This window comes from Maribellus sediminis (genome assembly GCF_011799805.1).
In the GTDB taxonomy this organism is placed as follows: Bacteria; Bacteroidota; Bacteroidia; order Bacteroidales; family Prolixibacteraceae; genus Draconibacterium; species Draconibacterium sediminis_A.
Map to the genome: position 1 here is coordinate 1,056,110 of NZ_WXUB01000002.1, position 20,301 is coordinate 1,076,410.

Below are 20,301 nucleotides of genomic sequence, written 5' to 3' on the forward strand. Positions count from 1 at the left end.
TTAATCCACTGCTTGGACGCAGATTAAACACAATTCTAAACTTAAAAAAACACATCATGAAAACTCTATTGTTAGTTGCCCTTTTTTTAGCCTTTGTTGGTTTGTTAACTGCTGTTGTCTATTTCTTCAAGTTAGTTAATAACCATAAGTAGCTAAACTGTTTGGCTAAATCTTTATTGTTAGTTAAGCAAAAGGCATGTGTTGACATCCTTTTACCAGAAGTAATACCACCTGATTTGGTACAACAAAACAGAACTGTATCAAAGTTGGCAAATTCTGAATACAGTTCTGCATATTGATTATTATTCAGTAAATCCCTTTGTGTTTCAGGTAGTTATTTCGTAACTTAATGTTTCCGTTTTCGACCGGGTTAATTGTGATTTTCAGATGATTACGAACCAAAAATCAACCGTTATGAAAATCTTATATCCGCTACTTCTTCTGTTTCTGTTGGTTTGTTGTTCAACCACAAACAATCTGTACGATGAAACATTTGACAATGCCTTAATAGGCCAAAGTGAAATGAAAATTTATTCCAGAATGGGGCAACCAAGCAGAACAGAACCTGTTAAAGGCGGGGGAAAGATTCTGGTTTACGAATTCGACAGTAAAGGTATGTTTTTAACGCCTTACAGATCTGCAATCAAGTATGATCCTTCTATGAATGCTGTAGGAGAACCGCAAGGATGGACTTTTACGTTTGGCGAACATTTAGCCGCAAACGATCCTCAATATACAATATACGATACAAAAGTATCCTACTTCAAGGTATATCTGAATAAAGAAGGAATATGCACCAGGTACGAACAAAATATGCCACGCGAACAGCTAGACATTTACCATGAACGTTTCAAATACTTTCAATCAAACCAATAAGTTTCACAGATGAAAAAACCAAAGTAAATGAAACAGGAAACGAATAACTATTCAGAATACAGCGCCTTATTGAAATACAATTATATCGCCTGCATCGTTGGGATTATTTATACAGGACTGGTAACAGCATTTTTGTATGGTTTTCGAAATTTTGGCGCAGCACCAGAACTGACAATGTTTGAAAGGACAGTAGAATTCTTTGCTTTTTTTGGTCCGTTACTTTTGCTAACAATAAACTTTGTAATTTCGTTGGAATGGAAATTAACAGGGGGAATAATTTACATTGTCTTAAGCCTGGCTATAATTGCCTATATTCTGATACTTGAACATGGTCCGGGAACGAATTACATTTTTTTAATTTCCGCACCAGTTGATGTGCTTTTTTTAGTATCCGGAATCTTCTTCATCAAAATTCATAGAAATAAATCAAACAGAATAAACAAGGATCATGATGAATGAAGAGCAAAATCACCCCATAAAAAGAGAGTCCACACTCATGCAGGAAATTCTGCAAGTGTTGTCATTCCTGGTTATCATTGCATATCTGATTTTATATGTAAATGAATTTCATGACTTTGGATTCAAAGCTTTTCACTCTTCCTTTTATATTCACATTCTAATGTTTCTTTGGCTTATTTTTGGCTTGCTCATATCGTCTAAAAATCTTGTTATCTCAGGCATCATTTTTATTTCCTGGTACATCCTTCTTATCACAATAGGAAGAGTACAGAATATTACACAACCAATTTTAACGATGATGCTCTTTGGATTTATTTTGGGAATACCAATCTTAATCCTTGGCGTTCTGTTCCTTATTAATGGGACTATAATAAAAAAAAGCAAATGGGATTAATTTGTAATCCCGATTGCAAAACAAAATGAACAGGAACTTCGTCAAGCGAAGCCCCTGTTCGGAGAAAGCTAATTTGCAAAAGACTTAATTAGCGACTTTGTCCAATAATAACATTGAGTTCACCACAATTTCGGTCATGTATTGTTTTTCGCCGTTTTTGTCTTCCCACGAACGGTTGGTAAGCTTTCCTTCAATACTTACTTCAGATCCTTTTTTGAGGTATTTTTCTGCAATTTCGGCTTGTTTGCCCCAGGCTACCAAACGGTGCCAGGTAGTTTCACTTTGTTTTTCGCCACGGCTGTCGCGATAAATTTCGTTGGTTGCTATTGTGAAATGAGCAACTGTTTTTCCACTGTCCAACTTTCTTACTTTTGGGTCGTCTCCCAAATGGCCGAGAAGCCTGACGCTGTTTCTTAGTGCATTCATGATGTGTAATTTTTAGTTATTAAATGTAGGGCTGTGTCTTTTGTCCAAGCCCCTGAACGAAATGTTGATTCAAAGGTATATGCACTTCCTAGGATTATCCGGTGGTTAAATGTTTGTAATCGATTATAAACGTTTGTAAGCGTTTACAAACGGATATATTTTTGTATATTAGAGCGTTAATAATTTTCACTCCGAATATTCTGAAAAAATAAATTACTTACATATTCTGGTTATAAGCAATATTGAAAACAGACCAAATGAAAAAATACTTATTTCTTATTAGTTTGATTGTTACTTCTAATATTATACTTGGACAAACAAAGGAATGCAATTGCTTTGCAGGGATAGGTTCGTCGGAAAATGATAAGCCAAGCTTAATTGTTGAACTCAGTAATGGAGTTAATCTTGCCGTTTGCGGTTATAAACACAAAGAAATATCCGATAAAGAAATAATAATTTCCGAGTTCAATATTTTTGATTGTAACACAGGAAACTCTTTGGCAGAATATGGTGCAGTTCGTACCTGTAATGTCAAATTCGATTCAGGAAAATTATTCATCACAGAACTAATAGGTTTACATGTGGGAGAAAATTGGGAATGGCAATTAGTGCCTTTAAGTCAGGAACAAATAACAGGAAAGGATGAAGGAGTTGTTATTTCCCCTCCTAAATGCGTTTACGATAAGATTGATGTTCCTAACGCTAAGGTTGACAAGTTCATGGAAGAAGTTCAGGAATTAAAAGGAAAAGGTTACAATAAAAACCATGACCTTATAATGAATAAGTTAACATACTTAGCGCTTAATGGAAACTCAAAAGCAAGAAACATATTAACTAATTTCGATACCTACTTTAATTGTACCCCTGACGGTGCTTTAGCTGAACAATGGAGTGATGCAATCTGGGCTGTGAGTTGGGTAAAAAAATAAAAAACATGGTTATAATGCAGTGTTAATTCAATAGCGGGCAGTGAATGTTCCAACGTTAAATTCTCGTCCAATTAAGGGTTCTTTTCGGATGGATAACCGCACATAAATCCGCTATGAAACTTACACCAACCATTAATAAATCGATAAAAAACAGAACAAATGCAAACAATTTTAGGAGCAGGAGGAGTAATAGGCGTTGAGCTGGCAAAAGCTCTGCCGGAATATACTGATAAGATCAGGCTGGTGAGCCGCAATCCGAAAAAAGTAAACGAAACAGATGAGTTGGTAAAAGCAGATCTGCTTAACACAAACGAGGTGGATAAAGCAGTGGAAGCATCATCAGTGGTTTACGTAACGATTGGCTTTCCGTACAGTTACAAATTCTGGAAAGCTAACTGGCCGCCATTTATGCGCTCCGTCATCGACGCCTGTAAAAAACACAAAGCGAAACTGGTATTCTTCGACAACATTTATATGTACGATCAAAATTACCTGAACGGGATGACAGAAGAAACGCCTATCAATCCGCCAAGTAAAAAAGGTAAGGTAAGGGCTGAACTGGTAAAAATGATCATGCATGAAGTGAAACAAGGCAAACTTACCGCATTGATTGCTCGCGCAGCCGATTTTTACGGACCGGGAATTGCAAATACCAGCATGTTTACCGAAACCGTTTTGAAACCTCTGAGCGAAGGCAAAACGGCCAATTGGATGGGAAAAGCCAATTACAAACATTCGTTTACTTACACGCCTGATGCTGGAAAGGCCACAGCCATTCTGGGGAATACCGAGTCGGCTTTTAACCAGGTTTGGCATTTGCCAACCGCCGGAAATCCGCCCACAGGAAAAGAATGGATTGAAAAAAGTGCAAAGGCCTTGGGCGTGAAACCAAAATTCAGGGAAGCCTCGAAATTCATGCTTAGGCTCATCGGCATTTTTATTCCGATTATGCGCGAAATGCCTGAAATGCTGTATCAGTACGACCGCGACTATGTATTTAACTCTGATAAGTTCGAACAGGCATTTCAATTTACACCTATCTCTTACGAGCAAGGAATGAAAGAGATTATTGAAATCGATTATTCAGAATAACATGGAACAACGAACCTGCCTCGAATGTGGCGAACCGTTAAAAGGACGGGCCGATCAGAAATTCTGCAACGACCTGTGCCGCAACGCCTACAACAATAAAAAGCTGGGCCGGGCATCGAATTACGTGCGAAAGATCAACCGGTTGCTTAAAAAGAATCATGCCATTCTTAAAGAACTAAATCCGGATGATAAAACAACTACCTACCGAAGTGCAATGGAAAAACAGGGATTTAGTTTCGACTATTTCACCAACACGTACATCACCAAAAGTGGCAGGGTGTACTACTTTGTTTACGATCAGGGCTATTCCGAACTCGAGAACAACAAATTTGTTTTGGTCCGGAAGGAAGATATTTAAAACGAACGCCGGAATTCAGAGAAAACACACAAAAATACTCACAGAAATTGGCGATAAACATTGCATGAACAGCTAAATTGTTTAACATTGCAGGGCCAGTATTCCAGCTATGAACTTAACATTTCTGAACAAATCATTTCCGCTACTCGATAGTAAAAAAGATCGTTACTTTCTTATTCTTTTTTGTTTTGCCTTTAGTGTTTTGTTTATCAACCTTTTTGTTCCCTTCAATATAAACCGATGGTTTTCCGATTCGGCCCTCATCCAATTCCTGCGATTGTCGAGCTATGGTTTTGTGGTTGCAATCGTTTTGCTGTTTAGCCAGTTCCCTTTACGCAAGTTTATTGGTGTTCAGGCATTCAGTATAAAAACTTTTGCACTTTGGTTCGTGCTCGAAATTTCAACTACCAGCCTTGTTTATATTTTCCTGTATGGCAACCCGGTCGGAAATTTCGTAAACGACTTCTTTTTCTCGCTTCGATATACGTTTTTGGGAATCGCACTCCCCTATTCCGTGGCATTGCTTATTATCTATTACAAAACCCAGCGTTCGGAATTAAAAGAACTAAAGGACACCAAAAACGAAGCAAGCGGGCTGATTTCGTTTAAAGACGAATACGAAAAAATCAGGTTCTCGGCACCTGCTGATCATGTTATTCTGCTTGAGTCGACCGATAACTACGTAAGTGTGTATTACCTGGCCGATGGCAAGGAACAACGTACCCTCATCCGGAATTCCTTAAAGAACTTTGAAAGCGAACTCGATAAAAGGGGTTTCATTCGCTGCCACCGCTCGTTTATCGTGAACAGCCGGAATATTGAATTCGTGGAGAAAAAAGGAAAGAAAATTCTGATTCGTATGCAGCACGCCGATAAAATTATACCTGTTTCCGAAAAATACTCATCCCGGTTTTTAAGCTTTTTATCCTGACAGGGTTTCATTTATCCCCAAATACGCCGTATTGTCCCATTTTTTTTGAGAAGAAAAATTCTTACAACACATTTGTTAGCAATTAAACTTTTAAAATTTAAAGCGATGAAGAAACTTTTGATTTTTGTTTTTATGATGGCTTTGCTGGCAGGATCGGCAAATACCTTAATGGCTGCAAATAATAATAAAACAGTTGTAGGCGAATGGAAATACCAAGTACCTACTGCTCCTTACGGCTATGAAAAAGGCGTGGTTGTAATCTCTGAAAAAGACGGAGAACTGACCGGTGAAGTCAAACTGGATGGTGGCTACAAAATGGAGTTAAAAAAGGTAACTTTTACCGACAACACATTAAAATTCGGTTTGTATGTCGATTACGAATACGTGAGTGTTACTTCAACCATCGATGGTAAAAAAATGGCAGGTACGGTTAACAGTTCCGAAGGCACTATGAAATTAACCGCCGAGAAAATAAAATAAGTGAATCAATTCAGGATAAAAAGCAGGGTGGAATACAGACATCCTGCTTTTTTGTTGCACCTAACTAGCGCAACTTACAGCGCATAATTACCGGGTTTCCGCTGGCCGCAATTTTCGATTGAAGTTCTGCAAAATGCTTTTCCTTTTTATTCGATATTTTATGACCTCCAACTTTGCCGGCTGTAATCGGAATATACAATTCATCTTTATTTGATATACAAAGCACTTTATCCCAAACACCTCCGTCGATATCGTTAATTCCGTGTCCGAAATAGCGTACTGATCCATCTTTCTTGTTGAAAATAGCCGTTGTAGAGTTCGATCCTACCCAGTATGTAAGAAAAACGTGCTGGTCACTTTCCAGGTAATTCCGCACGATTACATGCTCATTTTCACGCAAATAACGCAGTGTTTCCGTATCGTTTTTATCACCGATACTATCGCATAATTGTGCAAAAGTTGGTAAATCGTCGCTGTTTAAAATATATCGCGGAGTGTTTTTACCGTTTTCGAAGGCAAACACGGTATCGTTCAGTACCGAATAAAAGTGGATCGCGTCCTTCCCAACAGTTTCAACTTCGGCATAAGTCATTCGCTGTACCTTTTCAGACAAATTTATTGCAGTCGATTTATTGTCTTTCTCAGGAAAAACAAGCACAGGCTGCCCCAGGCTGCTTTCGTTAACCACATGAAAAATGCCGTTGGCAAAAAAGAACGTTGTTCCCGGAGCCTTAGCCCGAACCAGGTGCTGTTCATATTTTCCGTTTAATGAAATGGTGTGTATTCCATTGTCGGCGAGCACTGCAAAACCATTCTTATAACTGATAATGTCATATGGGTTTTTGATTTTCGGTGTTTTGTCGCCTACCAGTTCAATTACAAATTCACCGTTTTTAGTAAAGCGCCAGAAACTGCTTTTTCCCGACATGCGATTTAAGACAACCAGGTGATCGTCAATTATTTTCACCGCTTCCACCTCGCCAATACTCAGTTTAGCTTCCGAAACCTTCAATTCGAGGTAATCTACTTTGCTGGCAAAACTCGAAATCGGCAGGATATCGTCAGATTCCTTTAAATTAATTACCTGGAGTTGATTATCCGGCACCTGTTTCGAACAGGCAAACATCAAAGGCAGAATAAGCAGTAAAACACTGTTTTTCAATTTCATATAATAAGTTCAAAAAAATGATCGACAAAGAAAACTACATTTGTTCAAAAACCATGCCTCTGTACAAATGATTTAACAAACGTTAATGTGTTGAACACATTTCGGAAAATATTATGCTAAAAATTTTTGGCTTAAATTTGGAAATGTTGCAAAAGCAATCCAATTTTGAGCAAGACGAATATGTCTTATCAAATTAAAACTCAATTAAAACAACTGGAATGAAAAAACTGATCATCTTATCTTTTCTGATCGCCTTACTGATCGGACCTGCTGTTGCCCTGAATCCAAATAATTCGGATGATGTTTTGGGTGAATGGAAATACGAAGTTGAGGCTGCACCATACGGTTACGAAGCCGGCACCCTGGTATTTTACAGAACCGAAGGCAAACTACTCGGAAAAGTGCTGCTAAACCAGAACGACAAAATCGAACTTCAGAATGTAAGTTTTGTAGAAGGAGAATTAAAATTCGGCTTATATGTAGAAAACGACTATGTTTCGATAAAAGCCAAAATCAACGGCAACAAACTCGATGGAACTGTCAGTACTCCTGAAGGCCCTAAAAAGATTAAAGCTGAAAAAATAGTAAAAGAATAGCAATTTGAGGCACCCTTACAGGTGCCTCTTTTTATAGAAATAAACTTCATTTTCAATTTTGTATGGAAGCGCTAAGCACAAAAGCTAAAATCAAAAACTGGCTGATCATTCTTTCGGCCATTCCAGTTTTTCTGATAATTCTGGTTCTGTTGCAATTAGCATTCGGGGCAATTCTTGCGCTTGTCACCAATCATGAATTGCTGGACATAGCAGCACTCGACCGCGACTATCCAATGACCTGGCAATTGTCTGAAGTTACCTCTCAGGTGCTGGCTGTTCTTGCCGTTGTTTTTATCTATTGGGTAAAAATCTATAAAAACCCGTTTAATACCATCGGATTTCAGCAAACAGCTGCAACCGGTAAAGAACTGCTGCAAGGCTTCTTAACCGGTATCTTTCTGATTGGGATAATATTTCTTGCTTTACTGTACACAAACCAGATTGAAGTCACAGGTATTCAATTTTCAAGGCAATTCTTTTTCTTTCATATATTGCTTTACCTGCTTGTCGGCGTAAACGAAGAACTGTTGTTTCGGGGCTATTTACTGGGAACAACAATGAAGCTGGCCAACAAATATGTAGTGCTCTGTATTTTCGCCCTCTTGTTTTCGTTTGTGCATTTCTCAACCAACGATTTTTCGTTGTTTCCCATTACCAACATATTTTTGGCAGGCATAATTCTGGGACAGTATTACATTCATACCAAAAGATTATGGTATAGTATTTCGTTGCATTTTACCTGGAACTTTTTCCAGGGTCCGGTTTTTGGGTCGAATGTTAGCGGCAACAATAATTTGCAATCGATCATTCAGCAAAACCCAATTGGAAAAGAATGGATCACCGGCGGAAGTTTTGGTTTTGAAGGCTCAGCAATCATGACCGGACTTTTAATCCTGCTGATTATTTACTTTGAATTTTACTTGCGAAAGAATAACAAAAATGTGGGGCAATAAACATTTATGACTTTACCCTCTCTCCTGTCCACATCCGATATATTAATCCGGGCGGATCTCCATTCTCAGAAGGGAAACACGATTAGCCTCCACAAATATTACCAACAGTAAAATAATTGATTTGTATCTGCTCTGAACCACCTGTCAATCGTCCTTCCTTGCTTGCAGCTACGCTTTATAAACATATTTTTGAGGTTCTGCTCCATATTCGTCCGGAACAGTCGTTATGCTTCGATCAGCCTTCGTCGCCGGACGAGTTACATCATGCTCCTTTAACCCAGGCCGCCGTAATTCGTTGAATTACTTTGGCCCGGGCTAAAATACAACGCACTTTCAGTGCTTATTTTTTGTTTATAACGAATTTCCGAAGGCAAGTTTTGCCCATTTACAGGACTGAAAGTCCTTAATCATTCAGCCCCGGGCAGAATGATCCCGAGACATTGGGAGAAAGTCGCCCGGGGTTAACGATCCTACAAAATCGGCGCAACTGCAACAAAACATTGAAACGGTACAACATAATGTGCCGAATTTCTGGTGCTGATCAAAATCACTCATTCCTTGTATTTGAGTATAAAGGGTAGTTGCTTGCTGGGAAGGATAAGAGGATGGGTATTGATGCGAACAGAACAGTTTATTCCAATAAAAAGGCTCTGTATCAGAGCCTTTTCACCATTATATTTTTTAAAGTATTAATCCTGAAGTTTGATTACTTCGCTGCCTGCCAGCAGAAAAGCACCTGTTCCGTATACTTCCCAGCTTTCGGGGCCAAAATTCTTTTTAGGATCCTGTCCGATTGGCTGACACCAACCAACATGACCATCCGACTGAATAAGACCATTCAAACCGATCCAGGCTTTTTTAACGGCCGGCAAATATGTGTCCTTATCCAGAATCCCGTTGTTGATTCCCCATGCCAAAGCGTAAGTATAAAATCCCGATCCGCTGGCTTCGCCGCCAGGGTACAATTCCGGATCGAGCAAACTTGAACGCCACAAGCCATCTTCCTGCTGTAGTGAAACAATTGCAGCAGCCATTTCTTTGAAATTCCGGATATAGAAATCACGATTAGCGTAATCGGTTGGCAGTTCCTGCAATACACGAACCAAACCTCCCATTACCCAGCCGTTTCCACGCGACCAGAATATTTTTTTACCATTCGCTTCTTTTCGCTCTTTAATTCCCGGTGTATTCCACAAATAACTCATGTCGCGGGCATACAAATGATGTTCTTTGTCCCAAAGCAGATCATAAGTTTCTTTCCAGAGTTTATCGCTTAATTTTAGGTAATTATCGTCGTTTAAAGTAATGCCCAGTTTAACAAAGGCAGGCGGAGCCATAAACAGCGCGTCGCACCACCACCATGTTTTCTCGTGAATTCCTTCGGCTTCATAAGGTGTAGCCACAAATTTCTTCATGGTTTCCTCAAACGGTTCAATCATTTTCTTGTCGCCCGAAACCCGGTACATATCAATATATGTCTGGCAAATGGCATGATCGTCGGCATGATGTAAACGCGGACCGGGTTTCCAGTTGTTGGCCTCACCCATTTCGTACATGGCATCCCACACTTTTTTAGAGTCCAATGTTTCATACGCCGCAAAAACACCGGCATAGAAAGCCCCGTTGGTCCAGTCGTATAATTGATGTTTCGGATGCTCCAACTGCCAGTCGAGCGCCCGTTTCATCGTTTTTTTAATGTATTTATCCTTGAAAAGTTTATCGGTATTTTTATCTCCGGCCGACACCGTTGCAGTGATCAGTAATAAGATCAAAAAAGTCAGATTAATTTTTCTCATCAGTTTTCATTTTGATGCAAAAATAGACATCCCCGCGAAGTGTGCAAGAATATTACAAGAATCTGAAATCGAAATCTGACGTTCCAATGTAAAATTAAAATTGTTAAATAATAAATTAATGCCTGAATCGATGGTTCAATTCAAATTTATAATTATAATTGTGGCAAAGAATACAAAATGATAACAAGAACAGGACATCACGGCCATCATGGGATAAACCAACCAACTGGTAGGCTGTAATTATTTTGTCCGTTCATAACGATATTTAAACAGAGGCTTGCCAGTAGGTAAGCCTTTTTTTGTTTTTGTACGTTCTTTAAGAATATTTACCCCCCATTTCGGAAATGGCCCGGTCGAGCCGTGCCACTTTCCTCAATTGTCCCCCTAAATTAGGGGGACAGTTTGAGCCGGAAGCTCCGCTCGACGGAGCTGAAGGCGAGAACAGGGGGTACAAATAAGATTTTAACTAAGGTAACAACAATAAAAGATGGAAAACAAAATTAAAATTGCTATTCAAACAAAAGGAAGGTTAAACGAAGACTCAATGAACCTCATCAACGAAGCAGGCATTGGACTTAGCCTGGGGAAACGCACCCTGGTTTCGGAAGCTAAAAACTTCCCGATGGATGCCTTGTTCCTGCGCGATGACGACATTCCGCAAACCGTTGCCGATGGTGTTGCCGACATCGGTGTTGTTGGCGAAAACGAAATGCTCGAAAAAGATGAAAATGTGGTAGTGGTAAAACGGCTCGGCTTTAGTAAATGCCGCTTATCGCTGGCAATTCCTAAGTCGATCGACTATCCCGGCCTCGAGTTTTTTAACGGCAAAAAAATCGCTACCTCCTACCCTGTTATTCTAAAGAAGTTCTTAAAAGAAAATAACATCAATGCTGAAATACACGTAATTACAGGTTCGGTTGAAATTGCTCCTGGAATCGGGCTGGCCGACGCCATTTTCGATATTGTGAGTTCGGGATCAACATTGGTAAGTAACCGTTTAAAAGAAGTGGAAGTGGTAATGAAATCGGAAGCTGTTCTGATCTCAAATCCGAAACTTTCGCCAGAAAAAAAGGAAATCCTTGATGAGTTGATTTTCCGCATTGAATCGGTTCAGCGAGCCGAAGGTAAAAAGTACATTCTTCTGAATGTTCCGAATGAAAAAATTGATGAAATAACTGCCTTGCTACCTGGTATGAAAGCTCCTACGCTGGTTCCGTTGGCTAAGGAAGGATGGAGTTCGATGCACTCGGTAATTTCGGAAGACGATTTCTGGGAAGTGATCGGACGCCTAAAAAAGGCTGGCGCTGAAGGTATTTTGGTAGTGCCAATTGAAAAGATGATTTTCTAAATTCAAGCTAATAAATAAGAAGTGACAACAAGACAATACATCCTGTTTGCGATACCGGCACTCATCTGGGGATCAACATGGTATGCCATAAAATTTCAACTTGGCGTGGTCGATCCTTTACTTTCGGTGGCTTATCGTTTTATACTGGCAGGCCTGCTTTTAATTACCTTTTGTCTGGCTACCGGAAAACGAATGCGCTTTAATGTTCGCGAGCACCTGCTCATGGCTTTGCTTGGCCTGAGCTTATTCGGCATCAACTACTGGTTTGTATACCAGGCAGAAACAAAGTTGACCAGCGGTGTTGTAGCTGTAATCTTTTCGTTGATTATATTCTTCAACATTTTCTTTAACGCCATACTGCTGAAAGGGAAAATAAAAACGGATGTTGTAATTGCAGCCATTTTGGGAATATCGGGGACGGCCCTGCTCTTCTATAACGAGCTGGATTCTTTCCACATCGAAAAAGAAAATGTCATTGTTTTGTTGTTTTGTCTCGGAGGTTTGATATCAGCATCGCTGGGCAATATTTTATCGGCGTATAAACAACGAAAAAGCATTCCTGTGCTTCAGGCAAACGGCTTTGGTATGCTGTACGGCGGATTGGCAATGTTCATGCTTGTTCTCCTTCTCCAAAAACCCATTTCGTTCGAAGGTTCTGTTAGTTATACTTCATCCTTGGTTTATTTGTCGGTATTTGGTTCTATCATTGCATTTTCAACCTATTTAAAATTGTTGGGAGAAATCGGTCCCGACAGAGTTGTGTACATTGCGCTGATAACACCTGCAATCGCTTTGATAATTTCTACTGTTTTTGAAGGTTACAGCTGGAATATATCCGCCTTTCTGGGGATAGTTTTGCTATTTTCAGGGAATGTTCTCGCGTTACGATTCAAAAGTAAAAAGCAAGCAGTTGTGCGAAACACTGCAGCTACTCCATCTATTTCTAAATTGAATAAAATATGAAAACGTATATAAATCCACCGGAAAGCAGCTGGCCGGAAATCCTGAAACGTCCGATGTTCGATGTTTCTGAACTGTATGGAAAAGTACAGGAGATTCTGAACGAAATCCGCCGCGAAGGAGATCAGGCGCTACGTCGTTTTACGGCAAAATTCGATGGTACTGAGTTAGAAGTTTTTCAGGTTTCAGAAGCTGAATTAGCAGAAGCGGAAAATGTAGTTGATGACAGCCTGAAAAGTGCCATCAAACTGGCAGCTAAAAACATCGAAGCTTTTCACGCAGCACAAAAACCGGAGATAAAAAAACTGGAAACCACTCCAGGTGTTACCTGCTGGCAAAAAGCGGTAGCCATCGAAAAAGTAGGTCTGTACATTCCGGGAGGAACTGCTCCACTGTTTTCTACGGTTTTGATGCTGGCTTTACCTGCTAAAATTGCGGGATGTAACGAAATTGTATTGTGCTCGCCTCCCAACAAGGAAGGGAAAATACACCCGGCAATTTTATATGCCGCTAAACTGGCCGGAGTAACACAGGTGTATAAACTTGGAGGTGTTCAGGCCATCGGGGCAATGGCTTACGGAACAGAAAGTGTTCCGAAAACCTACAAAATATTTGGCCCCGGAAATCAGTTTGTAACCGCTGCCAAACAGTTGGTGAGCATGAACGATGTGTCGATCGACATGCCCGCCGGTCCTTCGGAGGTACTTGTTGTTGCTGATGCAAGTTCTAATCCGGCTTTTGTGGCTTCCGATTTGCTTTCTCAGGCTGAGCACGGTGCCGATAGTCAGGTTGTGTTGGTAGCCGACTCGCAGGAAACGGTTGAAAAAGTGCTGACTCAGATTGAGGCTCAGCTACCCGATCTTCCCCGAATGGAGCTGGCTTCAAGAGCCCTTTCCAACAGCGTATTTATTGTTTTGGAAGATCTGGACTCGCAGGTAAAACTGATCAACGAATACGCACCGGAACATTTGATCATCAACACAAAAAACTATACCGAGATAGCAGAAAAAGTGGTAAATGCAGGCTCAGTTTTCCTGGGTGAATACACACCTGAAAGTGCCGGCGATTACGCCTCGGGAACCAACCACACTTTACCAACAAACGGTTGGGCACGTTCCTACAGCGGTGTTAATCTCGATAGTTTTATCAGAAAGATCACGTACCAGGAAATCACAAAAGAAGGGATCAAAAATATTGGACCGGCCATTGAAACTATGGCAGCTGCCGAACAACTTGATGCCCACAAAAATGCAGTAACTTTACGTTTGAAGGAGATCTAAAAAGATGGATATTAATCAACTACTCAGAAAAAACATACAGGATTTAAAGCCCTACTCTTCGGCTCGCGATGAGTACACCGGAGAGGCCATGGTATTTCTCGATGCCAATGAGAATCCGTTTAACCAGCCTTATAACCGTTACCCTGATCCGCTGCAGAGAGCATTAAAGGAAAAAATCGCTGACTTGAAAAAAGTCGATTCAAACACGATATTTCTGGGCAATGGCAGCGACGAACCTATCGATTTGCTGATCCGTGCGTTTTGCGAACCGGGAAAAGACAATATCGTCACCATGAATCCAACTTACGGGATGTACCAGGTGGCCGCTGATATTTCGGGCGTGGAAATCAGGAAAGTTTCACTCACTTCGGAATTTCAACTGGATACAACTGCGTTATTGGCAGCAACTGACGAAAATACCAAACTCATATTTTTATGCTCTCCCAACAATCCAACAGGAAACAGCCTGAACAAAGAGGACATGTTGAAAATAGTCGAAACTTTCAAAGGTTTGCTAATCGTTGATGAAGCTTATATCGATTTTGCCCCGGGTAAATCCTTACTTCCGGAACTTGGTAGTTTCGACAACCTGGTAGTGCTGCAAACATTTTCAAAAGCCTGGGGAATGGCCGGAATACGTTTGGGAATGGCTTTTGCATCAGTCCAAATCATTGGCATTCTGAATAAAATTAAATACCCGTATAACCTGAATATACTAACGCAGCAAAAAGCGCTCGAATTGCTCGACCAACACGAGCAGGTGATTGATTGGGTGAAACTGCTGATTGCAGAGCGGGATGAAATGACCACAGAATTGCAAAAACTGCCGTTTGTAGTTGAAGTTTACCCTTCGGATGCTAACTTCCTGTTGGTAAGAATGTACGATGCACGGGGAATTTATGAATACCTTGTGGAAGAGGGAATTATTGTACGCGACCGCTCCAAAGTACATTTGTGCGACGACAGCCTGCGTATTACGGTTGGTTCGAAAGAAGAAAATATAACCTTACTCACGACTTTGAAAAATTTGATATAACATGAAGAAAGTACTATTCATCGACCGCGACGGAACACTGAATCACGAAACGGAAGACGAACAAATCGATGCCTTTGAAAAGCTGGAGTTTTTGCCCGGTGTATTCCGGAATATGTACAACATCCGGAAAAACCTGGATTATGAACTGGTGATGGTAACCAACCAGGATGGATTGGGAACCGATTCGTTTCCGGAAGATACTTTCTGGCCGGTGCATAATTTCATTCTGAAAGCTTTTGAGAACGAAGGTGTTACTTTCGATGATATTTGTATCGATCGTCATTTTCCGCACGACAATTCAAGTACCCGCAAGCCTGCTACGGGAATGCTGACAAAATACCTGGAAGGCGACTACGACCTGGCCAACAGCTACGTCATCGGTGACCGTCTTACTGATATTCAACTGGCGAAAAACCTGGGCGCCAAAGGTATTCTCATCAATAACGGAGATTTGGCGGATGAACTTAAAACTCTTGATCTGGAAGCTACGTGCGCGCTAATCTCAGATGACTGGGATGATATTTATGCACGCATTGCTGCGCCCGACAGAACTGCCAAAGTTCAGCGCGATACAAAAGAGACTAAAATCAGCGTGGAGCTAAATTTGGATGGATCGGGAGTTTGCGACATTTCCACAGGACTCGGCTTTTTCGATCACATGCTACACCAGATTGGTCGTCACTCGGGTGTTGATGTCACGATAAAAGTAGAAGGCGACCTGGAAGTGGATGAACACCACACGATTGAAGATACAGGTCTGGCACTTGGCGAAGCGTTCAAAATCGCTGTTGGGAATAAACTGGGTATGGAACGCTACGGATTTTGCCTTCCGATGGACGATTGTCTGGCATTGGCTGCCATCGATTTTGGTGGCCGTCCGTGGCTGGTTTGGGAAGCTGATTTTAAGCGTGAAAAAGTTGGAGACATGCCTACCGAAATGTTTATGCACTTCTTTAAATCATTTTCCGACGCAGCGCTGTGCAACCTGAATATTAAAGCTGAAGGCACCAACGAACACCATAAAATAGAAGCCATTTTCAAAGCAGTGGCCAAGGCAATAAAATTTGCCATTCGGCGCGATGTTTTTAATTTCGAACTGCCTTCAACAAAAGGAAAACTTTAATAACCGATCATTTATCGAATGAAAACAATAAAACCACTTCGCGAGAAGAAAAATACAGCCATGCTGCTGATCCACTGTCCCGACCGGCAGGGGATTCTGGCCACGGTAACTGAATTTTTGAATAAAAATCGTGGCAATATTCTTTACCTCGACCAGCATGTCGACCGTCAGGAAAAGATTTTTTACATGCGGGTTGAATGGGAATTGGAGAACTTTGCAATTCCTTCAGATAAAATCGGCGAGTATTTCGATACGCTCATCGGCACACCGCTGCAAATGAACTGGAAGATCTATTTTTCGGATTCTGTGCCGCGAATGGCGCTGTTTGTTTCGAAAATGCCGCATTGTTTGTTCGACATTCTGGCACGTTACACCGCCGGCGAGTGGGATGTGGAAATTCCGTTGATAATTAGTAACCACGAAAAACTGCAACCCGTGGCAGAACGCTTTGGAATCGACTTTTACCATTTCCCGATTAACAAAGAAAACAAGGAAGAACAGGAGGCAGCCGAAATACGGCTATTGAAAGAGAAAAATATCGATTTCATGGTGCTGGCCCGTTACATGCAGATTCTTTCTGCCGACTTCGTAAAGCAGTTTCCGAATAAGATCATCAACATTCATCATTCGTTTCTTCCGGCGTTTGCAGGAGCCAAACCTTATCATGCAGCACACGAACGCGGTGTGAAAATTATCGGAGCTACCAGCCATTACGTTACCAGCGATCTGGATGCCGGCCCGATAATAGAACAGGATGTGACGCGTTGCAGCCATGTAGATACTATCGAAAAATTGATTAGAAAGGGTCGCGACCTTGAAAAAATTGTACTTTCGCAGGCAGTGTACAAACACCTTCAACGAAAAGTATTGGTGTACAACAACCGAACGGTTGTATTTAACTGATTATAAAGAATTATATAGACAATGACACCAGCATACAGGAGTCGTCAATAAAAAAACATAACATGAACAAACTTCTCGTAGTAATCCTTTTAACCCTCATCGCCATGTCAAGTTTTGCTCAAATTTCAAAAATTCCACAAAAAGAAATACCCGAAGATTACGGATATATTGTAAAAATTGGTCAACAGTTGCCTGACATTTCAATGGAACTAACCGACGGCACCAAAATTACTACTGCCGACCTGAAAGGTAAAGTAGTAATGTTGCAGTTTACGGCCAGCTGGTGTTCGGTTTGTCGCAAGGAAATGCCGCACATTGAATCACAAATCTGGCAAAAACACAAAGACAATAAAGATTTTGCGCTGATTGGTGTAGACATGGACGAGCCGCTCGATAAAGTGAAAAAATTTAAAGAGGATATAAAAGTAACTTACCCGCTGGCTCTTGATCCGGGTGCTAATATATTTTACACCTTTGCAGCCAAGGGTGCCGGAGTAACTCGAAATGTTATAGTTGATAAAACAGGCAAGATCGTTTACATGACCCGTCTTTATAAAGAGGATGAGTTCAAGGAAATGGTGGATGTAATTGATTATTTACTTGCGAACTAATTACTGGATATTCGATATTGAATACAGGATCCTGTATTTGCAAACTCTGAACCTGCCCGAATGAAATCGTTCAGGCGGGCTCTGAACACTAAACTCTAAACGTTAAACTACAGCGATGAATATCGTCATTATAAAATATAACGCAGGAAATATTGAATCGGTGAACAATGCGTTGAACCGTCTGGGTGTAAATGCAGAAATAACTGCCGATCACGACAAAATCAGAGCCGCAGACAAGGTAATTTTCCCCGGCGTAGGCGAAGCCAGCACAACCATGGCCTATTTACGCAAAAACAAGCTCGACGAGCTTATTGTTTCTTTAAAACAGCCGGTGCTTGGTATTTGTCTGGGTCTGCAACTAATGTGCTCGCATTCCGAAGAAAACGACACGGAGTGCCTTGGGATTTTCGATGAAAAGGTTAAACGCTTTATCCCAAATCCGGGAGAAGAGTTTATCACAAAAGTTCCGCACATGGGTTGGAACGCTATTACTGATTTAAAAAGTGATATTTTCGAAGGTATTTCTGAAAGTGAGTACGTTTATTTTGTGCATTCGTATTATGCCGAAAAAAGCGAGCACACCATCGCAACCTGTAATTACATCAATCCTTTTAGTGCTGCATTGCACAAGGATAACTTTTACGCCACACAATTTCACCCCGAAAAAAGCGGAACCATTGGGGCAAGAATTCTGGACAATTTTTTGAAAATTTAGTCGTAAATTGAAGTATGGATAGACTCACGGTAATAAAAGTAGGCGGCAAAGTCGTTGAAGAAGACGGATCGCTGAACGCCTTACTCGATCAATTCAAAAAAATCTCAGGAAACAAGTTACTGGTTCACGGAGGTGGACGAACAGCTACATTGATTGCTGAAAACCTGGGTATCGAAACTCAAATGGTTGAAGGACGGAGAATTACCAGCGCCGAAATGCTGGAAGTGGTTACAATGGTTTATGGCGGATTGGTGAATAAAAAAATTGTAGCCGGGTTGCAGGCCCGCGGAATGAATGCAATTGGATTAACCGGTGCCGATTTCAACTTGATTGAAGCCCACAAACGCCCTGTAAAAGATATTGACTATGGTTTTGTTGGCGATGTGGACGACGTGAATGTTTCTGAATTACGTCTGCTCATCAACGAAAATGTAGTTCCGGTGGTTGCACCACTTACCCACGATGGCAAAGGCCAGCTTTTAAATACCAATGCCGATACCATTGCTTCAGAACTGGCCACTGAACTGGCTAATTACTTTAATGTATACCTCTTTTATTGTTTCGAGAAAAAAGGAGTTCTAAAAAATCCTGCCGACGAACAAAGCATTATTTATGAATTGTCTGCCCAGCAGTTCAGAGAATATGCAAATGAAGGTGTGATTAGTGAAGGTATGATCCCAAAATTGGACAATGGATTCAGAGCCAAACAAAAGGGAGTTAAAGAAGTTTTGATCACTAATGCAGAAAACATCAGCACAGGCAGAGGTACACGACTGATTTAATGCACATTACCAATCCCCCCTGTTTTTTAAAAGCACCGTTAAGAAACCAATATTTCTTTTCGTTTAATCTTGTTACACACAGTGTAAAATTTTTCAAGAGCTTACTATTTCGGTCATTCGTTCGTTTCCAAAATAATGTTGATCATGTTTTTTGGTCTTAAAATAATTTATTAAGTTGAGCAACGAATTGATTAAGAACAGAACAGTTTAAAAGCGTTACATTACAGACATTAACTAATTAGACAACAACAGTTTACTATGGCTAAAGTCATTACCAGGGCATGTGATAATTGTAATAAGATTGACGAAGGATGTTGTAAATCGTGTATAGATACACATAAAGACAACATTTTTGCCCCGCTGACTATGGAAGAAATTGAGTTCCTGGTAGACGAAAAAAAGCAAATTCACTATAATGTTGGGGAAACTATTATTAAGCAAAACACCGCCTCAACAACCGTAATTTGTATCCGCCAAGGATTGGCAAAGTTGTATGTAGAAAGTACAAATGGCAAAAACGTTATTGTAAGAATTGGTAAAAACGGTGATTTTATTACGGGTGGCGGGCTTTTTAACGGAAGCGTACAACATTTCAGTATTGCCGCATTAACCGACGTTCAATGTTGCCTGATCGATTCCTCGAAGCTAACAAAACTCTTTGAACAGAACAGCGATTTTGCCGTTCGATTGCTTCGTAACCACACCAAACAAAATAACTACCTGTTAAAAAAACTGGTCGACCATACACAGAAATATATGCCCGGCCGGGTAGCCGATACTTTGCTGTATTTAAAGAAAGAAATTTTCAACGCTTCAAGCTTCGAAGTGCCACTTACGCGCCAGGAATTAGCCGAAATGTCGAACATGACAAAAGAAAGCTTTGTACGAATACTTCACCAGTTCAAAGAATCAAAAGCTATTGATGTTGAGGGAAATACGATTAATATTCTAGACGAAAGTTCATTAATTTCCATCAGCAAAAACGGATAATTGACATATATCAACGCTGAGAATAATTAATATCAACCCCCACATTCTTTTATATCACTCTCTCCTCCCTATTTCATAAGCCTTACACAGCTATT

23 protein-coding genes are annotated in these 20,301 nt (G+C 40.6%); 20 read left to right on the forward strand and 3 right to left on the reverse strand.

The features are described 5' to 3' along the window. The first annotated feature begins 414 nt into the window (after positions 1 to 414). Genes HFD85_RS10625 through HFD85_RS10635 form a run of 3 tightly spaced genes read left to right on the forward strand, consistent with a single transcriptional unit; the run spans position 415 to position 1,729 of the window. Positions 415 to 876: a hypothetical protein gene (locus HFD85_RS10625; RefSeq protein ID WP_167608848.1), complete on the forward strand. Its 462-nt coding sequence runs from the start codon at positions 415 to 417 to the stop codon at positions 874 to 876. 27 nt (positions 877 to 903) lie between these two features. Next, positions 904 to 1,335: a DUF7670 domain-containing protein gene (locus HFD85_RS10630; RefSeq protein WP_167608851.1), complete on the forward strand. Its 432-nt coding sequence runs from the start codon at positions 904 to 906 to the stop codon at positions 1,333 to 1,335. Beyond that, positions 1,325 to 1,729, forward strand: a complete 405-nt coding sequence (locus tag HFD85_RS10635) for a hypothetical protein (RefSeq protein ID WP_167608854.1) — start codon at positions 1,325 to 1,327, stop codon at positions 1,727 to 1,729. The genes HFD85_RS10630 and HFD85_RS10635 overlap by 11 nt, the downstream gene beginning before the upstream one ends. An 84-nt stretch (positions 1,730 to 1,813) precedes the next feature. Here HFD85_RS10635 and HFD85_RS10640 read toward each other — a convergent pair whose 3' ends face one another. Continuing rightward, on the reverse strand, positions 1,814 to 2,155 hold the full coding sequence (locus tag HFD85_RS10640; RefSeq protein ID WP_167608857.1) for a single-stranded DNA-binding protein: 342 nt from the start codon (positions 2,153 to 2,155) through the stop codon (positions 1,814 to 1,816). Between the two features lie 257 nt (positions 2,156 to 2,412). Between HFD85_RS10640 and HFD85_RS10645 the strand changes: the two genes are divergently transcribed. The 5 genes from HFD85_RS10645 to HFD85_RS10665 all read left to right on the forward strand — a co-directional run bounded on the left by HFD85_RS10645 (position 2,413) and on the right by HFD85_RS10665 (position 5,945). Then, positions 2,413 to 3,084: a hypothetical protein gene (locus tag HFD85_RS10645; protein ID WP_167608860.1), complete on the forward strand. Its 672-nt coding sequence runs from the start codon at positions 2,413 to 2,415 to the stop codon at positions 3,082 to 3,084. A gap of 159 nt (positions 3,085 to 3,243) precedes the next feature. Continuing rightward, a complete protein-coding gene (locus HFD85_RS10650; protein ID WP_167608863.1) occupies positions 3,244 to 4,176 on the forward strand; it encodes an NAD-dependent epimerase/dehydratase family protein in 933 nt (310 codons plus the stop codon). A gap of 1 nt (position 4,177) precedes the next feature. Further along, entirely contained in the window at positions 4,178 to 4,534 is a 357-nt protein-coding gene (locus tag HFD85_RS10655; RefSeq protein WP_167608866.1) for a hypothetical protein, read from the forward strand. Between the two features lie 109 nt (positions 4,535 to 4,643). Beyond that, complete coding sequence (locus HFD85_RS10660) at positions 4,644 to 5,465, forward strand: LytR/AlgR family response regulator transcription factor (protein ID WP_167608869.1); 822 nt, start codon at positions 4,644 to 4,646, stop codon at positions 5,463 to 5,465. Positions 5,466 to 5,570: 105 nt separating this feature from the next. Then, positions 5,571 to 5,945 carry a DUF2147 domain-containing protein gene (locus HFD85_RS10665; protein ID WP_167608872.1) on the forward strand — a complete coding sequence of 125 codons (375 nt, stop codon included), beginning with the start codon at positions 5,571 to 5,573 and terminating at the stop codon, positions 5,943 to 5,945. Between the two features lie 64 nt (positions 5,946 to 6,009). Here the strand turns inward: HFD85_RS10665 and HFD85_RS10670 are convergent, their stop codons facing one another. After that, positions 6,010 to 7,113 (reverse strand): 6-bladed beta-propeller, encoded by a 1,104-nt coding sequence (locus HFD85_RS10670; RefSeq protein WP_167608875.1) that lies wholly within the window; start codon positions 7,111 to 7,113, stop codon positions 6,010 to 6,012. Between the two features lie 218 nt (positions 7,114 to 7,331). Here HFD85_RS10670 and HFD85_RS10675 point away from each other — a divergent pair, with 218 nt between their 5' ends. Both HFD85_RS10675 and HFD85_RS10680 read left to right on the forward strand, forming a co-directional pair. Beyond that, complete coding sequence (locus tag HFD85_RS10675; RefSeq protein ID WP_167608878.1) at positions 7,332 to 7,709, forward strand: hypothetical protein; 378 nt, start codon at positions 7,332 to 7,334, stop codon at positions 7,707 to 7,709. Between the two features lie 62 nt (positions 7,710 to 7,771). After that, entirely contained in the window at positions 7,772 to 8,662 is an 891-nt protein-coding gene (locus tag HFD85_RS10680) for a CPBP family intramembrane glutamic endopeptidase (protein WP_167608881.1), read from the forward strand. A 689-nt stretch (positions 8,663 to 9,351) separates the two neighbouring features. Here the strand turns inward: HFD85_RS10680 and HFD85_RS10685 are convergent. Continuing rightward, on the reverse strand, positions 9,352 to 10,458 hold the full coding sequence (locus tag HFD85_RS10685; RefSeq protein ID WP_167608883.1) for a glycoside hydrolase family 88/105 protein: 1,107 nt from the start codon (positions 10,456 to 10,458) through the stop codon (positions 9,352 to 9,354). Between the two features lie 487 nt (positions 10,459 to 10,945). Between HFD85_RS10685 and hisG the strand changes: the two genes are divergently transcribed. From hisG to HFD85_RS10735, 10 genes are all read left to right on the forward strand, one after another. Continuing rightward, complete coding sequence (gene hisG, locus HFD85_RS10690; RefSeq protein ID WP_167608886.1) at positions 10,946 to 11,806, forward strand: ATP phosphoribosyltransferase; 861 nt, start codon at positions 10,946 to 10,948, stop codon at positions 11,804 to 11,806. 21 nt (positions 11,807 to 11,827) lie between these two features. Then, positions 11,828 to 12,769, forward strand: coding sequence for a DMT family transporter (locus tag HFD85_RS10695; protein WP_167608889.1), 942 nt, complete (start codon positions 11,828 to 11,830; stop codon positions 12,767 to 12,769). Beyond that, positions 12,766 to 14,046 (forward strand): histidinol dehydrogenase, encoded by a 1,281-nt coding sequence (gene hisD / locus HFD85_RS10700; protein ID WP_167608892.1) that lies wholly within the window; start codon positions 12,766 to 12,768, stop codon positions 14,044 to 14,046. The genes HFD85_RS10695 and hisD overlap by 4 nt, the downstream gene beginning before the upstream one ends. A gap of 4 nt (positions 14,047 to 14,050) precedes the next feature. After that, positions 14,051 to 15,082: a histidinol-phosphate transaminase gene (hisC, locus tag HFD85_RS10705; protein ID WP_167608895.1), complete on the forward strand. Its 1,032-nt coding sequence runs from the start codon at positions 14,051 to 14,053 to the stop codon at positions 15,080 to 15,082. Between the two features lies 1 nt (position 15,083). Then, positions 15,084 to 16,205 carry a bifunctional histidinol-phosphatase/imidazoleglycerol-phosphate dehydratase HisB gene (hisB, locus tag HFD85_RS10710; RefSeq protein WP_167608898.1) on the forward strand — a complete coding sequence of 374 codons (1,122 nt, stop codon included), beginning with the start codon at positions 15,084 to 15,086 and terminating at the stop codon, positions 16,203 to 16,205. Positions 16,206 to 16,223: 18 nt separating this feature from the next. Further along, complete coding sequence (gene purU / locus HFD85_RS10715) at positions 16,224 to 17,108, forward strand: formyltetrahydrofolate deformylase (protein WP_167608901.1); 885 nt, start codon at positions 16,224 to 16,226, stop codon at positions 17,106 to 17,108. Positions 17,109 to 17,170: 62 nt separating this feature from the next. Continuing rightward, positions 17,171 to 17,719 carry a TlpA family protein disulfide reductase gene (locus tag HFD85_RS10720; RefSeq protein WP_167608904.1) on the forward strand — a complete coding sequence of 183 codons (549 nt, stop codon included), beginning with the start codon at positions 17,171 to 17,173 and terminating at the stop codon, positions 17,717 to 17,719. 115 nt (positions 17,720 to 17,834) lie between these two features. Continuing rightward, positions 17,835 to 18,434, forward strand: coding sequence for an imidazole glycerol phosphate synthase subunit HisH (gene hisH, locus HFD85_RS10725; protein WP_167608907.1), 600 nt, complete (start codon positions 17,835 to 17,837; stop codon positions 18,432 to 18,434). A 14-nt stretch (positions 18,435 to 18,448) separates the two neighbouring features. Continuing rightward, positions 18,449 to 19,216: an acetylglutamate kinase gene (gene argB, locus HFD85_RS10730; protein ID WP_167608910.1), complete on the forward strand. Its 768-nt coding sequence runs from the start codon at positions 18,449 to 18,451 to the stop codon at positions 19,214 to 19,216. 258 nt (positions 19,217 to 19,474) lie between these two features. Beyond that, complete coding sequence (locus HFD85_RS10735) at positions 19,475 to 20,206, forward strand: Crp/Fnr family transcriptional regulator (protein WP_167608913.1); 732 nt, start codon at positions 19,475 to 19,477, stop codon at positions 20,204 to 20,206. Positions 20,207 to 20,301 lie beyond the last annotated feature (95 nt).

Excerpts from the sequence above, each read along its gene's own strand:
- HFD85_RS10625 (WP_167608848.1), top strand. The coding sequence starts at position 415 with ATGAAAATCTTATATCCGCTACTTCTTCTGTTTCTGTTGGTTTGTTGT.
- HFD85_RS10630 (WP_167608851.1), top strand. The coding sequence starts at position 904 with ATGAAACAGGAAACGAATAACTATTCAGAATACAGCGCCTTATTGAAA.
- HFD85_RS10635 (WP_167608854.1), top strand. The coding sequence starts at position 1,325 with ATGATGAATGAAGAGCAAAATCACCCCATAAAAAGAGAGTCCACACTC.
- HFD85_RS10640 (WP_167608857.1), bottom strand. The coding sequence starts at position 2,155 with ATGAATGCACTAAGAAACAGCGTCAGGCTTCTCGGCCATTTGGGAGAC.
- HFD85_RS10645 (WP_167608860.1), top strand. The coding sequence starts at position 2,413 with ATGAAAAAATACTTATTTCTTATTAGTTTGATTGTTACTTCTAATATT.
- HFD85_RS10650 (WP_167608863.1), top strand. The coding sequence starts at position 3,244 with ATGCAAACAATTTTAGGAGCAGGAGGAGTAATAGGCGTTGAGCTGGCA.
- HFD85_RS10655 (WP_167608866.1), top strand. The coding sequence starts at position 4,178 with ATGGAACAACGAACCTGCCTCGAATGTGGCGAACCGTTAAAAGGACGG.
- HFD85_RS10660 (WP_167608869.1), top strand. The coding sequence starts at position 4,644 with ATGAACTTAACATTTCTGAACAAATCATTTCCGCTACTCGATAGTAAA.
- HFD85_RS10665 (WP_167608872.1), top strand. The coding sequence starts at position 5,571 with ATGAAGAAACTTTTGATTTTTGTTTTTATGATGGCTTTGCTGGCAGGA.
- HFD85_RS10670 (WP_167608875.1), bottom strand. The coding sequence starts at position 7,113 with ATGAAATTGAAAAACAGTGTTTTACTGCTTATTCTGCCTTTGATGTTT.
- HFD85_RS10675 (WP_167608878.1), top strand. The coding sequence starts at position 7,332 with ATGAAAAAACTGATCATCTTATCTTTTCTGATCGCCTTACTGATCGGA.
- HFD85_RS10680 (WP_167608881.1), top strand. The coding sequence starts at position 7,772 with ATGGAAGCGCTAAGCACAAAAGCTAAAATCAAAAACTGGCTGATCATT.
- HFD85_RS10685 (WP_167608883.1), bottom strand. The coding sequence starts at position 10,458 with ATGAGAAAAATTAATCTGACTTTTTTGATCTTATTACTGATCACTGCA.
- hisG (WP_167608886.1), top strand. The coding sequence starts at position 10,946 with ATGGAAAACAAAATTAAAATTGCTATTCAAACAAAAGGAAGGTTAAAC.
- hisD (WP_167608892.1), top strand. The coding sequence starts at position 12,766 with ATGAAAACGTATATAAATCCACCGGAAAGCAGCTGGCCGGAAATCCTG.
- hisC (WP_167608895.1), top strand. The coding sequence starts at position 14,051 with ATGGATATTAATCAACTACTCAGAAAAAACATACAGGATTTAAAGCCC.
- hisB (WP_167608898.1), top strand. The coding sequence starts at position 15,084 with ATGAAGAAAGTACTATTCATCGACCGCGACGGAACACTGAATCACGAA.
- purU (WP_167608901.1), top strand. The coding sequence starts at position 16,224 with ATGAAAACAATAAAACCACTTCGCGAGAAGAAAAATACAGCCATGCTG.
- HFD85_RS10720 (WP_167608904.1), top strand. The coding sequence starts at position 17,171 with ATGAACAAACTTCTCGTAGTAATCCTTTTAACCCTCATCGCCATGTCA.
- hisH (WP_167608907.1), top strand. The coding sequence starts at position 17,835 with ATGAATATCGTCATTATAAAATATAACGCAGGAAATATTGAATCGGTG.
- argB (WP_167608910.1), top strand. The coding sequence starts at position 18,449 with ATGGATAGACTCACGGTAATAAAAGTAGGCGGCAAAGTCGTTGAAGAA.
- HFD85_RS10735 (WP_167608913.1), top strand. The coding sequence starts at position 19,475 with ATGGCTAAAGTCATTACCAGGGCATGTGATAATTGTAATAAGATTGAC.